13 protein-coding genes and 1 pseudogene are annotated in these 15,290 nt (G+C 46.3%); 4 read left to right on the forward strand and 10 right to left on the reverse strand.

Annotated features, from left to right (window positions below):
* Window positions 1-66 precede the first annotated feature (66 nt).
* From fhuF to xthA, 4 genes are all read left to right on the forward strand, one after another.
* Entirely contained in the window at window positions 67-1,131 is a 1,065-nt protein-coding gene (fhuF, locus tag HG547_RS11420; protein WP_169547887.1) for a siderophore-iron reductase FhuF, read from the forward strand.
* 155 nt (window positions 1,132-1,286) lie between these two features.
* Window positions 1,287-1,832 carry a septation protein A gene (locus HG547_RS11425; RefSeq protein WP_011716559.1) on the forward strand — a complete coding sequence of 182 codons (546 nt, stop codon included), beginning with the start codon at window positions 1,287-1,289 and terminating at the stop codon, window positions 1,830-1,832.
* On the forward strand, window positions 1,832-2,131 hold the full coding sequence (locus HG547_RS11430) for a YciI family protein (protein WP_169547888.1): 300 nt from the start codon (window positions 1,832-1,834) through the stop codon (window positions 2,129-2,131). Before HG547_RS11425 ends, HG547_RS11430 begins: the two co-directional genes overlap by 1 nt.
* Complete coding sequence (xthA, locus tag HG547_RS11435) at window positions 2,131-2,943, forward strand: exodeoxyribonuclease III (protein WP_169547889.1); 813 nt, start codon at window positions 2,131-2,133, stop codon at window positions 2,941-2,943. The genes HG547_RS11430 and xthA overlap by 1 nt, the downstream gene beginning before the upstream one ends.
* A gap of 132 nt (window positions 2,944-3,075) precedes the next feature.
* On the opposite strand, the gene HG547_RS11440 is transcribed toward xthA, so the two are convergent.
* From HG547_RS11440 to HG547_RS11485, 10 genes and pseudogenes are all read right to left on the reverse strand, one after another.
* Window positions 3,076-4,809, reverse strand: a complete 1,734-nt coding sequence (locus HG547_RS11440) for an AIPR family protein (RefSeq protein ID WP_169547890.1) — start codon at window positions 4,807-4,809, stop codon at window positions 3,076-3,078.
* 291 nt (window positions 4,810-5,100) lie between these two features.
* Window positions 5,101-5,415, reverse strand: a pseudogene (locus tag HG547_RS11445) (transposase); the annotation flags it as partial.
* A 31-nt stretch (window positions 5,416-5,446) separates the two neighbouring features.
* A complete protein-coding gene (locus HG547_RS11450; RefSeq protein ID WP_348981362.1) occupies window positions 5,447-5,827 on the reverse strand; it encodes a hypothetical protein in 381 nt (126 codons plus the stop codon).
* Window positions 5,828-6,260: 433 nt separating this feature from the next.
* A complete protein-coding gene (locus HG547_RS11455) occupies window positions 6,261-7,715 on the reverse strand; it encodes a methyl-accepting chemotaxis protein (protein WP_169547892.1) in 1,455 nt (484 codons plus the stop codon).
* Between the two features lie 113 nt (window positions 7,716-7,828).
* On the reverse strand, window positions 7,829-8,320 hold the full coding sequence (locus HG547_RS11460) for a DUF1097 domain-containing protein (protein ID WP_037420065.1): 492 nt from the start codon (window positions 8,318-8,320) through the stop codon (window positions 7,829-7,831).
* Between the two features lie 369 nt (window positions 8,321-8,689).
* On the reverse strand, window positions 8,690-10,936 hold the full coding sequence (locus HG547_RS11465) for a molybdopterin cofactor-binding domain-containing protein (protein WP_169547893.1): 2,247 nt from the start codon (window positions 10,934-10,936) through the stop codon (window positions 8,690-8,692).
* Window position 10,937: 1 nt separating this feature from the next.
* Window positions 10,938-11,435, reverse strand: coding sequence for a (2Fe-2S)-binding protein (locus HG547_RS11470; RefSeq protein WP_140907266.1), 498 nt, complete (start codon window positions 11,433-11,435; stop codon window positions 10,938-10,940).
* A 3-nt stretch (window positions 11,436-11,438) separates the two neighbouring features.
* A complete protein-coding gene (locus HG547_RS11475; protein ID WP_169547894.1) occupies window positions 11,439-12,161 on the reverse strand; it encodes a nucleotidyltransferase family protein in 723 nt (240 codons plus the stop codon).
* Window positions 12,161-13,174, reverse strand: coding sequence for an XdhC/CoxI family protein (locus tag HG547_RS11480; RefSeq protein ID WP_169547939.1), 1,014 nt, complete (start codon window positions 13,172-13,174; stop codon window positions 12,161-12,163). Before HG547_RS11480 ends, HG547_RS11475 begins: the two co-directional genes overlap by 1 nt.
* Before the next feature lie 213 nt (window positions 13,175-13,387).
* Window positions 13,388-15,127 carry a methyl-accepting chemotaxis protein gene (locus HG547_RS11485; RefSeq protein ID WP_047539240.1) on the reverse strand — a complete coding sequence of 580 codons (1,740 nt, stop codon included), beginning with the start codon at window positions 15,125-15,127 and terminating at the stop codon, window positions 13,388-13,390.
* Window positions 15,128-15,290: the final 163 nt, after the last annotated feature.

Genomic DNA, 15,290 nt, shown 5'->3' on the forward strand with positions numbered 1-15,290 from the left:
TCATCAATGAAAACTGCGGAGAGTAGACTCGCCGCAGTTTAATCAATTCAAGCCAAAGGAGTGATTATGGCGCGCCAAGGAGAATCAGCCCCTGCCTTAGTCAAGCTTTCCAATAAGACTAAACCGAGTCATACCAAGCACTGCCATAGCAAATGCTCGCAAAGTTTAAACACTGCGAGCACCAAACAAACAGAACTCGGTTTAACAAATAACCAAATGGATTTAACAAAGAGTCAAATGGATTTAACTCAAGTAGCTCAGGAGTTTAATCAGTACCTAGCGCAGCGCGCCCCTTTTTATGCCCAGCATTTTGTGGCAACCACTAAGCCCCAAGGGCTCAGTTTTGATACTTGGAGTCAGCCAGCCGTTTATCAGCAGCTATTACTGGACTTTGCCAAGGCCTATCCACCTTTGGCAAAAACCACATCACCCATCCCATTAGAAAATATTCCCGAGCAGATTTTGCTCAGCCATAGCCATAATTCCAAAGCCCTGCACTCGCTCTGGGGGCAGTGGTATTTCGGTCTATTAGTGCCACCCATGCTGGAGTGGATTATTAATGCGCCGCACTCGCTCTCCAGCCCCCTTGAGCAGATTGAGCAAATTGATATAGCGCCTGAGCATTTTTATCTTAGGCCCCACGATTCGGGCAGAGTCGCAGGTTTTGAGTTTCAACTAACCTTAGCCCCCACTCCTCAGGTGAAAACCGCCATAGTAAAAGCTGCCATAGTTAAAACCACGGTCTTAACGCCCCACCGCGAACGACAAATTATTCAGTGGATTCAACGCCATCTAGTCCCTAGTGTTGAGCGATTAACCGGTTTAAGCCCAACACCCGCCAAGCTGTATTGGAGCCATTTAGGCTATCTTATTCACTGGTATTTAGGCGAAATGGCATTGCCAAATATTGAATTTGAACACCTTAAGGAACTTCTATTTAACACAAAAGCCTTTGAAGATGGCGAGGCGAATCCACTCTACAACAGCATTAATCTGCTGCCCGCCTCAGCTGCTCACGCTGACAATATTCGCCGCGTATGCTGCTTAAGGTATCAACTCACCAACAGTCATCGCTGCGGCGATTGCCCATTAGCCACGCGCGCCCAAGCCAAACGTGCCGCGCAAGCTTAGCCTTATCGGTCAGGCAACTTATAAGGGCAACATGGATTGCAACAGCCGATCGCGCCGCTTTCATGCAACAGTTAGCAATCGGTCACCTTTCACGGCTTTTTACCTCTAGCCCCCCGTGCTACACTCAAGCCCACGTCTTCTTAACACGATTATTTATGAAACAACTGCTTGATTTTCTGCCCCTCATTATCTTTTTTGCCGTCTATAAATTTTTCGATATTTATATCGCCAGTGGCGCCTTAATCGCAGCCACCGCACTGCAATTAGTCGTGACCTATGCACTGTACAAAAAATTGGAGAAGATGCACCTTATTACCTTCGCTATGGTGACAGTGTTTGGCACCCTCACCTTAGTGTTCCATGACGATGCCTTTATCAAGTGGAAAGTCACTATTATTTATGCTTTATTTGCCCTAGCCCTTGGTGTGAGCCAGCTACTCAACAAGTCGATTTTAAAGTCCATGTTGGGTAAAGAGATGAAGGTGGCCGATAAGATTTGGGCACACGTAACTTGGTACTGGGTAAGCTTTTTTGCCATCTGTGGCCTAGTTAATATCTATGTCGCCTTTAGACTGCCATTAGAAACTTGGGTGAACTTTAAAGTGTTTGGCCTCACCGCCTTAACCCTGATTAATACCGTTATCACCGTCTTTTACCTTTACAAACATCTTCCCGAAGATCAACGCAAGGAACTCAAATAATGTGGTATATGATTTCAGCTCAAGATGTTGAGAACAGCTTAGAAAAACGTTTAGCGGCGCGCCCTGCGCATTTAGCACGCTTACAGGAACTGGCCGATGAAGGTCGCTTACTTGTTGCGGGTCCACACCCCGCTATCGATAGCGAAAACCCAGGCGATGCGGGTTTTAGCGGCTCATTAGTGGTTGCGGATTTCGATTCGTTAGCCACGGCTCAAGCCTGGGCAGATGCCGATCCTTACTTCGCGGCGGGCGTATATCAAAGCGTTCTGGTAAAACCCTTTAAACGAGTTCTCCCTTAATGAAAATCGTTTCTTTCAATATCAATGGATTGCGTTCTCGCCTGCATCAATTGCAAGCGTTAATCGACAGCCATCAGCCCGACATTATCGGCCTGCAAGAAACCAAAGTGCACGATGAAGCCTTCCCGCTCGCCGAAGTCGAGGCCATGGGCTATCACGTGCATTACCACGGTGGCAAGGCGCACTATGGCGTAGCCATGCTCTCCAAAACCGCCCCACTTAAGGTGCAAAAGGGTTTTGCAACCGATGAAGAAGATGCGCAGCGCCGCATGATTATCGGCACCTTTGCTCAGGCAAATGGCCGCCCGCTAACTGTGTTGAATGGTTATTTCCCTCAGGGCGAAAGTATCGACCATCCGACAAAATACCCTGCTAAGCGTAAGTTTTATCAGGACTTAATGGCGCATTTGCACGCTAATCATAACAACGATGAAGATATCGCCATCATTGGAGATATCAATATTTCACCCATCGATTTGGATATCGGCATTGGTGAAGTCAACCGCAAACGTTGGCTAAAAACCGGTAAATGCAGCTTCCAACCCGAAGAGCGTGAATGGCTGAAAACCCTGCAAGATTGGGGATTAGTGGACACCTTCCGTCAACTACACCCCGACCGCAGCGAGCGTTATTCATGGTTCGATTACCGCAGCAAAGGCTTCGATGATAACCGTGGCCTACGCATCGATGTGATCTTAGCTACGCCGTCACTGGCCGCACGTTTAGTCGAATCCGACGTCGATTACGATCTGCGCGGCATCGATAAACCCTCAGATCACGCGCCAATTTGGAGCACCTTTAAAGAAGCCTAACTCGCTTGGGTGAATTCTTTAATCGATATGAAAAACATCGGCCTAGGCCGATGTTTTTGTTTGGGAGTGAGTACTAAAAGCCAAGCGTTATTTGCCCCCTGCGGTGCTAATGTGCTTGTTATACGGCTTTGATTACCTCTTTGCTCTTTTTGGAAAAAGCCTTTTAGTAAATTCGCCTACAACACTTTCTGTTCGAATAAAATCTCGGATTTTCTCCCGACTGGTTATACCTGATTTCGAAATTATATCTTCAAGATGTGCTGCAACCTCTTCTATTTGATCGGCGAACTTATCATTATTTTTTAAAACTGCGATGATAGCAGTTGTAACTTTTTTCTGAGACTTTATCGGAGCATCCAATATATCTGGTGTATCCCAATTTTTTCTCACTAGTGCATACAAAGCATAAAAACGAAAAATAACTCTTGTTCTATCTATTTTTCCTGAGCGTACCAAGTAATCAAATTTATATAATGCTAATGCAGCAACATGATAGAGCTCTACATTATGATTATCCGAAAAGATGCGTTCAGCGAATTCTTTCCTTATACCCCGATGATCTCGTGCAGCACGATGGGGTTGGAAAAAAAACATCGCGGCCGCAACCTTCATCAGATCTGATGGTCGATGAATACGTGTTCGCTCAATTCCTACATCTCTATACTGATTATCTCGCCTTTCTATATAAATCCGGTCTTCACTACTTTGGGATGCACAATACTCTTCTAGATCTTTCATGAATGGGCGCAATGCCCAAAATTGATCTTCCCTAACTTCATTCTGACGATTAGTACCCATAATAATACTAGAAACAAAATCAATATCACTACAGCCTATTAGACGGAATGGGACAAATATATTATCAACCGTTTCACGAACATGAGCTAGTATATTAGTGGTTTGACATCCATTTACTATTTGATAGTCTTCAAGATTGAATGTATCTCCCTTACGCTCTATGCTTTTTGAAACAACGGTAATTCCATTATTCTTAAAAACAAATGAAGAGTTATCTCCTGACTTCAACTCGCGAATTATGGATTTGTTAATTTCTGATTCGGGGTTAAAGTCTCGCACATTATCATAAAATAACGATCTGTTAATATGAGTAATTCCATCTTGATCAGGCTCTCCAAAAGCAATCGCCAATACCTCAGAAGCAGAAACATACCCAATATATGCCTCATCTACTTTATCATGAGGTGGCATAGTAACGGCTTTTGGAAAGTGTAGTTTTGCAGATGAAGAATTTGTTGCTGCACGGAAGCCATTCTGAATTACTTTAGCCCCGACACACTCAATATTAATTTCATCAAATATATTTAATTCAGCTAAGCGCGCCTTATTATTTTTAATCAATTGACTTATTAGATCAGATATTTCACCAGACCCAGTAGTACAGTAATAACATCGTAATTTCGGGCTTGTTTTAGCTGCAGCAGAATAAATAGCCTCTTTTATCTCTATCAAGCTCTCTATTTGCTCACCTGTTACTAATGATTGATTCGTAAAAAAATCATAAACTGCATCTAAAAATTTAGAAATGTTACCGTAATCAAATTTGTCAGATGTTTTTGATTGAAAGAAATGAAACTCAGAATTATGGTTTTTACCAATAGCCAAAACTTCTGCAGCTTCATCGACATCTGTACAAAGTGTTCCTTGGATAGAAATTGCTACTCCATCAATACCAAATTCATTACCTTTTAGATGGGCTCTAAACGGATCTATATTTTCTCCAAGAATACCATTCTCTATTGAAAATATAGACATCACCTCAAATAAATTAGACTCATCCAAATCTTCATGAGGATTCATTTTTCCAAAAGTATTTAACTGCGCTTTAACTATTGGATTCATAGCCATTTTTCTATTCCTTTGCTCAAATTTTCCAATTTAAATACAACTGAAAGTTAGTGGATAGGAAAAAATCCAGCCACCCATTTTAAATCAACAACATAATGCACTTTCGGTTTGCATACAACCTGCTCTGGCTAATATTGCTTAAATGAGAGTCATTAAAAGCCATAGGGGCAGCATAGAGGCAATAAATTGCGCTAATTCCTTAAAAAATGGAGCATTTCAGACGAGGGATATCGTTCCTTAGTGCTTGGGATGTGTTCTGAATGTAGGCTTTTGAAGTGATGTCAGTCGTTGTCAATTGCAGTGAAAGTGCTGACAGCTTGACGCAAAATGCCGTCGTCGCTTTTCTAAGTGTTCGCAGTAGTCGGTCAATTCTTGCAGAGTGCCCACAGGACCGTGAAATAGTTTGCCAAACTCGGTGGTTAGCTTGAGCCAATTATCATGGGGGATATTTAATCTGTTCAGTATCTTGGCGCTATTTTCACTGATGCATCCACGTTTATCGTTGCGAATAATTCGGCCGGTATCATCGACCAATTGAAGGTAATCCATTAATGAAAACACAATGCTATCGGGTTGGTTGTCGCACTCATTACCAATAAAAGGCAGATATTGAGCTTGGAAAATCAACCTCATTCCGCTAATTCAAAGCTTGATAATCAAGACTACCATTGTGATACAGCCGGATTTCAATCATCTCTATTTGCTGTTTTAGTGATGACAAGCGTTCTATTAACCAGAGATAGCCGATTTTATAGGCCGTCTGTAACAATGTGATCAGTTCATCTTCTGGTGAATGCGCTTCATCAATGGCCAAGATACGGTACCAGTCGAAGGATTTAAAATTAGCAATAGTGTCAGACTCAAGCTCGGCCGTTAATAGCCATGAACCATTCATCATAGATGCTATATCAACAAAAAAATCGCAGTAAGCTTCACCTTGAGTATGGGAGAAATTCGCATATTCCCTCACCAAGCCATCAAATTCCTCTTGGTAGCCATCAAGTGTGTCTTTAACCACGCAAGCTGCTTTCTCAACCCTTTGCATATGTTCGTCAAATCTCTCTTATGCCTTCCCCCCCTAATCACTGGGGATATAAGGCTGATAACCTACCCCAGTTTCAGCGCCTCTCCAACGGTATTTTGATAATGAAACCAAAGTCACGCTTTAGACTGATAAAGTTTTTACCTTTTATTAACAACAATTTGAGTCAGAACTAAACTGTATTTTCAGTGCAGTAAGGGTAAATAAAAGTCTGTAAGGCTTTGGTTAATTTTGGCGTGTCTCGGCCAAAGCAATAACGATAACGGATGTAAATAAGCATAAAAAATGGCGACTACATTAGATGCAACCGCCATTTGTATTTAGTTATTTAGATTTGGCGACTAAGCCTCGCCAGCTAACCACCGTTTCGCTTTTATACTAATGAGAACCAATCCATAAAAGCCTCGGCTTAGCTAGTGCGGTACTGTTTAAGGATCCCTTCGAGTTCAACCGAGGCCTGCTGCAAATCATGCGCGAGGGTGACACTGCGCTGCGCCGTTTGTTTAATGGTATTGGATTGATGGCGGATCTCATTAAGTTGAGCGGCGATATCACGGGCGGCAACACTCTGTTCTTCCGCCGATGCGGCAATTTGGCTACTCATATCAAATACAGCATTCACTGATTGCGACATGCCTTCCACATCGCTGCCGACGGCAACAATGGCGCTACGACTTTCATCGGCACGATCCACAATCTCGGTGGTGATATTAGATAACTGACGGGTGCCAGATTGTAAGCCTTCGATCATCGCTTGGATCTCTACCGTTGCCTGCTGGGTTCGCCCTGCCAAGGTACGCACTTCATCGGCAACCACCGCAAAACCGCGACCTTGCTCACCTGCGCGCGCCGCTTCAATGGCCGCATTCAGCGCCAGCAAGTTAGTCTGCCCAGAAATACTATTGATGGTTGTCACTACCGCATCAATAGCCGCCGCATCCTTAGATAATTGTTCTACCGATGAAAAGGCTGCACCAATTTTGGTTGAGAGCAAACCAATACTGTCCACCGTATGGCTAATACGCCCTTGGTTGGCACTCATTTGGCTGGCGTTATCTTTAGTCTGTAGTGAAGTGTTACTGGCATTAACCGACACTTCTTCAATCGCCGAAGTCATTTGCGCCATGGCCACAGCCACTGAATCTAAAAATTGATGCTGGGCACCAATTAACTCACCGCTGATTTTTGCTTGCTGATTAAACTCATCGGCAGCGAGGGAAAGTGTTTGGGCATTATTGCGGATAGCGCTCACCATTTCGCTCATGTTATCGGCACAGCGGTCAATTTCGCGGGCGATTAAGCTGAAGTCATCAGTACCGAAAAAGTTTAATCTGAAACTTAAGTCGCCATCGGCTAAGCGTTTGATGGCCATGTACATATCCCACAGACCACCGCCGAGGGAAGTTGAAATCCAATAGCTTAATTGGAATAAGGGCAATAAACCGATTAATGCAAGCCAAAACATCAAATTAGCATCGCTGCGGCCATCACTTTCCCATTCGGACACATTTTGCGACAGTGCGAGCGCGCTGCCAGATGCCACCGTGGCGCTGGCGGTAACATTATCCCTTTGGCGCTGCGCCTCAGTTTGGCGAGAGACAACACTCAGCCCATTGTCTCGGGCAAATTGTGATAATGCATCGCCCTGCAACTGTTGCGCATTTGCGACTTGGGCAAAGGTATCAACCGTCGCCTGAACTCGAGCCAAAGAGGCTGCTTCTAGGTTGCGGTGAGCATGTTGGTAATTGATAAGTGCGATGGTAGCCGTGATTAACGCCACCATAGAACAGACAATCCAAAATTTGCCGTTAAGACTGAACTTGATCAATATGGCATCAATGGTGCGAAACTGGATTTGTTTCATCTTGATATTTCCTAAGACCTAAAGCTATCGGGTACTAAATCAGCATTATAGCTCATCTATTCGATCACTCAGTTACCGCATGGCTATCATGCGAACACAAAAGTGATGGAAGATTAATCGGCACTGGCGATTTCAGAACCTGTTGATGCTGACCATTTTTGGCGAAGGGTGATTAACTGCGCCGTTAACAAGCTCATACAAAAACCTAACAGTGCGCCTAACACTAAAGGCGGCACAATATTGGCCACATCCCCAGCCATGGCAAAGGTAATACAACAGCCGATAAAGGCACCGGGAATAAAACTGAGCTTTTGATAACTGGCCTGTAGGCACATTGCCGAGGTAGCGATACCCGTAAACAGATAACCCGCCACAGGCGATACGAAAAAACTGCTACCGCTGATAATGAGCCAAGCCCAAAACACACCGGAGAGATTGGTGCACCACGCCATCATCACGCCTTGAAAACCGGCCTTCGGCTGAGCAAAAAACGTGCTACAACCTAAAAAGCCAATCCAAGTAACAAGATGAAAAGTATCTGCGATACCACACCATATTGCGGCTAATAGCCCCGCAGAAATAGCGACCTGCCAACGATTTTCCATGATGACCCCTTTATTGTTTTCACGGAAGTTAACTACTCAAATGCGCTCAAGGTGCGGCTGTATTATGGTGTTATAGCGCCCTTCACTTCCGTGTCGATCAATTTTTAGTAGGGATCTGCAATCGAAAACTGACTCACAGGCCGACTAGTAACCGATTCAAATGAATGTGTACGCGAGTCCGCATACCTTAGGTCACTTGAGTAAACATATTGGTTAAATTACCTCTATTCTGGTAACAAAAACCTGATCTATTGCTAATTTTCGGCATTAATGCCCGTAAATTTGCTAACAAGCAATTTATTTGTGGTAAAAAAACGAAAAAAGCGCTTATTAGGCGCTTTTTTGCTCACTCAGGTGTCGTTTACAGCATCACACCTTTAACTGTTTATTAACCGGCAGGTCGCGGATCCTAAGGCCTGTTGCGGCAAATATCGCATTGGTCAGACTAGGCGCCACCGGCGGTACGCCGGGCTCACCTACACCCGCAGGCGGCGCATCCGAGTCGATAATGATGATCTCCATCTCTGGCACTTGGGGTAAACGTAGCAGGGGATAATCATGGAAGTTAGACTGCATCACCTTACCCTCTTGGTAACTAATTTCCCCCATCAGTGCCAAGCTTAAGCCAAATACTATCGCGCCTTCGGTCTGTGCTTTCACCCTGTCGGGGTTAACCACAGTGCCGGCATCAATCGCTGCAATGGCATTAAGCACTTTAAGCTGGTTATCTTCACCAACCTCGACCCGTATCGCTACCGCAACCACACTCACAAAACTGCGGTGCACTGCAAAGCCCCAACCTTGATTCTTACCCGCTTTCGGCGCCTTGGCTTGGGCTTGTTCAACCGCCTCTATCACCTTGAGATAACGGCCGACATCAACGGGATGACGAGTTAACTCTTCACCATAGTTGCCATATTTAAAGCCTTGGTTTTCAAAAGTCTCTTGCCTTGGTTGCCCCAGTAAGCTGCGCCACATATCGGGGCAAGATAACTTAGCTTTATGGGCCATTTCATCGACAAAACTGCCCACGCCAAACCCGTGTTGGATGTTACATACCGAGCGCATCCAACCAATACGGCTATGGGCGTTGGCCTTTACAGCCTCATAGCGTAAATTTGCCAGAGCAAAGGGCACATCAACAAAACCTAAGTCCAACTCTCCGCCGGATGGATACTCGACGCCCTCGGCAAAGGTGGAGCTGATTGACGGGAAGCCTGTACGCGCCAGCAGCGCCGTTGGCTGGTTATTGGCATCGAACAAGGCCTGATAACACTGGGCACTGATGGCATGGTAATAACCGTTTTGGATCTCATCCTCACGGCTCCAACTCACCTTCACCGGCCGTTTAAATTGCTTGGAGAGTAGCGCCGCCTCCACACTGAAATCTGGTTTGGACTTGCGCCCAAAGCCGCCGCCCAGAAGCGTGACATTCACTTTGACCGCATCTTCGGCGATACCTAAGGCCGCAGCCACATTTTGCTGAGTACTTTGAGGTGTTTGCGTCGATGCCCAAATTTCGCAGCTATTCTCGGTCACATTAGCGGTGGCCACAGGCGGCTCGATGGAGGAATGGATAAGGTAAGGCACGGTATAAATCGCCTTAAGGGTATCGTCCTTCGGCCACGCTTTGACCTCATCACCAACTTGACGTACCACCTTGCCAGGGGCTTGTACCTTGTCCACCAGCTCTTGCAGGTAGGTTTTAGAATCGTGGCTACTGTTGGCAGACTCAGTCCAGCTCACTTGCAAGGCTTTACGTCCCTGCAGCGCACTCCAAGTATTTGTCGCCACCACAGCTACGCCGCCTAAGGCTTGAAAAGCGGGAGCGCCCTTGGGCGTTGGCAAACGGTACACATCGACCACACCCGCTACGTTGCGCGCCGCACTATCGCCAAGACTAGCCACATCGCTCCCCAATACGGGTGGGCGCATAATGCTGGCATAAAGCATGTTATCCAGTTGGATATCATAGCCATAGACAGCCTTACCCGTGAGCATGGCTTGCATATCGACTATCTGACGCGAAGCCCCTATTTGCTTGAAATCCTTAACCGCCTTTAATCGCAGCGAATCAGCCGCAGGCAGTGGTAATGCCGCCGCATCGAGGGCTAATTCGCCAAAGCTGGCAGAACGGCCAGATTTGGCATGCAGCACTTGATGATCTTTAGCCTGCACTTCACTCACAGGGACTTTCCAGCGGGCTGCTGCGGCTTGCTCAAGCATGGTTCGAGCCATCGCGCCCATCTCACGCATGCGATCATAGTTTTCGCGAATACTGCGGCTACCATCGGTATTTTGGCTGGCGTAGCGTTTATCGGCGAGCCCTTGAATAGGCACAATTTTATCCCAATCAGCCTCCAGTTCTTCGGCCAAGATTTGTAAAATCCCCGTGCGGATCCCCTGACCCATTTCGGAGCGGTGGCAGGTCAAATAGACCTTGTCGTCCTCACCGATGGCGATAAACAGATTGAGCCGCGCCTGTTGGTCCTGTGCCAATGCCATTGGACTCCAACTGAGGCCACTGGCACCAAGGGCGAGACCGCCCCCGACGGCGCCGAAGAGTTTTAACACATCGCGGCGACTGATATTTTCAACTGCGGTGAATGTACTCATCTTAGCCCTCCTGCTTGGCATAGCTTTGCAGCGCCGCTTTTATCCGAGGATAAGTACCACAGCGACACAAATTACCCGACATGGCAGCATCAATTTGTTCCGCCGATGGTTTTGGATGCTGAGTGACTAAAGCCGCTGCTGACATTAATTGCCCCGCCTGACAATAACCACACTGAGGTACATTGTGTTCGGCCCAAGCATTTTTAAGCTTTTGATTATTCAGCCCTTCAATCGTGGTCAGTTGCTTGCCTTGCGCCTGGGATACGCTGGTTAAACAGGCGCGCACAGGCTGACCATCTAAATGCACGGTACAAGCGCCGCAGAGCCCCGCGCCGCAGCCATATTTAGTGCCCGTTAAGCCTAAAATATCCCGTAACGCCCAGAGGATAGGCATATTCGGATCCGCATTTAAGGTAAAAGATCTGCCATTAATGGTCAGGTTTAGGGAAGGCATCGCAAGACTCTGGTCCTTTGCCGCCTCCGAGGATGGTATTGCCATAACTCACTCCTTAAGTGCCAACCACGACGCAAGATCGGCTTTAGTATCAATATCAATCGCGGCATGGGGCAAAGGAACTGCCACTAACTCACCCACATTTGCCAGTTGTTTTAAGATAGATTTGGCGCCGCGATCGCCAGTCAAATCCGTTAATAAATCGAGTATTGAGGCATTAAAAATAGCAGGGGCGCCTAATTCATCAAACGTTCCTTGTTCATCCAACGTCCCTTGTCCATTCAACATCTCAGCTTCGTTCGTATAAAAAGCGGCCACAGATTGTTGACTCGTCTGCCAAGTCTCAATCACCTGCCGATAGTCTTCAAATGTCAGCGCAACTTGATCCGCTAAGGTGAGTAACATGCCATCAAACTGCTGCGCTTTTGCAAAGTCCGCCGCAACTCGCAGCGACGACGCCAAACCTGTTTGCCAATTAGGATTATCAAGCAACGTCAGTTTTAGCGCTCCGAGAGCGTCAAGTTGCGGACGCAACAATGTTTGATGGGCACCAAGCACGACCAACAGGTCTGCGGTGACTTGATTAGATGCTCCCATTACTAATGGAGCCGAGGTGAAGCGAGCCAAACGGTCGATATGGCGTTGTAAGATGCTATGCCCTTGCCCCTCACTCGCCGCTGTTGATAAACGTTGTGCCAGCTTCGCCCCCTGAAAGCGCCGGCTCTCACCTGCCGCGAGCACAGCAATGAGCAATCTTTGCCTGATGTGCATTAAGGCATCATTCCATCGAGCGAGGAAAATGCCGCGTCATGAAGCACCCCATGGCATTGGGCCAAGATACTCAAGGCAATGGCGCTCGGTAACTCGCCACCAAGAGCAAGCCCCGCGGGTGCCGAGAAAAAGCCACTAAACGACTCCGTATTGAGTCCGGCCATCGCCAGCACTTTATCCCGCCGATGAGCGGGCCCCAAGAGTGCAACATATTTAAGATCAAAAGGTTGAATAGCTTTGAGCGCCGCCGCATCCAAATTCAGGTTATGGTGCATGACCACGGCGCAATCTAATTGCGCGACAAGCGCTTCGGCATCATCAAGGCTTTGCTTGACGATATGAGCATGGGGAAAATCCGCCGTTCTGGCGTAGGCGGTGCGCGTATCAAACACGCTCACCTGCCAACCTAAACTGTGGGCAATCGCTGCCACGGGTTTAGCATCTATTCCTCCACCAAAAATCCCTAAATGAAATCGTGGTCTGAGTGGGATGATAAGCGCCTCCCCTTCAGGCTGACTGAGTATGCCCGCCTTTGGAAAATCCGCCGTAGGAAAAGGGGCACTTTGCGCCGGATAAAACTGTGCAGCGTAACTGCGAGCATCGCTGCCCGCAGGCACTAAGGGCAATTGATAGTAGCCCGACAGCCCCTTGCGAAACGCTTGTACTATGTCCACTAGGCCAAGATCATGATTTTCTTTAAGCAGAGGGATCAACATGATATCGACTTTACCACCACAACCTAGGCGGTAGCTGGCATCGGATTCATCGGTTGCATCATAGGTGATACAAGTAATCTGTTGCGATTGCATGGCTTGCTGCGCATGACGGCGAAGATCGGCCTCTAAACAGCCACCACTTAATATCCCTGCGCCTTGGCCAAACTCGTGGAATAACATCATGGCGCCGGGTTTACGGTAGGACGAGCCTTGGATATGGGTAATCACCGCCAGCACCCATGAATCATCCGCGAGGGGCAACCAATGTTCTAATAAGTCTTCCATTTGGTGATCCATCGACATTGACTCCTCTCTATTTCGCTAACTTAGGGACACATTTAATGCATCCACGATTGAAATCAGCGTAACTGATTAAAAAATTATCTTTATGTAGAACAAGCTAACAAAGGAAAATTGAATTTAAAAGGGCAAAAGCGGGGAAACACAAAATAGCTAAAGGATAAAGCTGACATCCCTGTCAACAAGTGTGAGATAGCCTTGAACTAAGGGTTAAAACTGATACTCACCAGCCTTAGTTCGTAGTGCTTGGGATTGATTATCTAAGCTAATAGAGGTGAATTCGATTTGCTCAATAATTTGTGACACTTCGCGGGAATTATCGCGGATTACCATAAGACTGGTGGCAATATCCTTAGACACCAGAGATTGCTCTTCGGTTGATGCCGCTACTTGGGTATTAATCCCATGAATCGCCGCAGTGCTATGGCGAATATCATCAAAAACCGTCACGATACGTTGCAATTCACCTGAGGCTTTTTTCATTAAGTTAGCCGCTTGGGTGACTGAGCTGCCCACCTGATTGGTGCGATTTTGTAAACTGGCAACAATATCATCAATTTCCTTGGTAGAATCTTGAGTGCGCTGTGCGAGTGAACGCACTTCATCGGCTACCACCGCAAAACCACGCCCTTGCTCACCCGCCCTCGCCGCCTCAATGGCGGCATTGAGTGCCAATAAGTTAGTTTGCTCAGCAATCGCTTTAATCACACTTAATACATTACTGACTTGAGTGCTCTCATTCACCAAATGCTGCATCGAATCTTGGGTGGTCGTAAATTCACTTTCGAGCACCGCCATCGCATTCAATGCCTCTGAAACCGTATCCTGACCAACGCCCACATGGGTCTCATTTTCCGCTGCCCGAATTTCGGCGTTCGAGGTGCTCTCACTAACATGCACTAAGGTGGTCGTCATTTCTTCCATCGCGCTCGCACTGGCATCGAGCTCTTTGGCGACTCGGTTTGAGCTTTGACGGGAAACTTGAATCGAAGCTTTGGTTTGTTTAGCGAGATCTGCCACCTCCTTCGCAATACTGTCCGTCGTCGCTAATGAACTGGCTAGAGATGAAATGAATAAATTAATTTGGTTAACAATTTCCCCAATTTCACCCTGAGTCGAAACTGAAATCCTGCGGGCAAGATTTTTAGACCTTTGAATATCGAGTAATTCGCGACAGGTTTGTACGAGTGGAGTCACAATCCTACTTTTAACAATAATAAAGCCGCCAACGGCAACTAAAATCACCAAAAAGAGTACAAACTGCGAACCATTGAGTGCCATATTTAAAGAATCCAATCGATTACTCACCTCACCTTCAGTGCGTTTATCCAAGGCGGTAAAAAACTGATCGATCGGCTGCATGATCTTGGCTTTTTCACTATGATATTGATCGCTATGTAGTAATTCCCTCGCCATCGCGAGATTCGGCTCACCTTTAATGCTGTAGGTTTGGGTATTTGGATCGATAAAAATTCCTTTCACCGCGTTCATCGCCTTGACCTCAAGGGCGACTAAAGCATCAGAATTTTGCTGTGCCTGCTCGAGATAATGGAACTCCTCATCGGAAAACCCCAAAGCCTTCATTTGGCTTTTGATGGCCACTCTGGCGCCATCAGGCTTAGGTTTATCGCCATAACTGAGCACCAAATCCCAATAAATCTGGTGATATTTTTCCGGCCTAGGTTTTTCACCGTTACGAATGGCCAGAATATCCATATACATTTTTTCGTACTTTTCATCCCCAGTCACCGCATAGGTACGGGCAAGTCTGGTCAAATCATCAGAACTTTGCCGAAGTTCATCAGCAATTTGGTAGGATTGATAGCGAATATTCGCAGCATCATTAAAAAGTTCAATCTTAGATTTGACATTAAAACTCAGCGCCGCCGTAATCACTGCACTAGCGACGATTGTGGAAAAAACAACACTCATCATCGTTTTTGTATTCATAGTTACCCCGATAGACACCTACAACGTTAGCTTTAAGTCTAGTCAGTAAAATGTAACTAAAAAGTAAAAAACAGAATTTTGATGAATAATACACAGAGTTACGAGCAATTCTCAGTTGCGTAAATAACCGATATTTGGTTTAGGTCAAAATATAATGCTTAAA

Origin of the sequence: Shewanella sp. DNRA4 (genome assembly GCF_012843185.1) — a bacterium.
GTDB classification, from domain to species: domain Bacteria; phylum Pseudomonadota; class Gammaproteobacteria; order Enterobacterales; family Shewanellaceae; genus Shewanella; species Shewanella xiamenensis.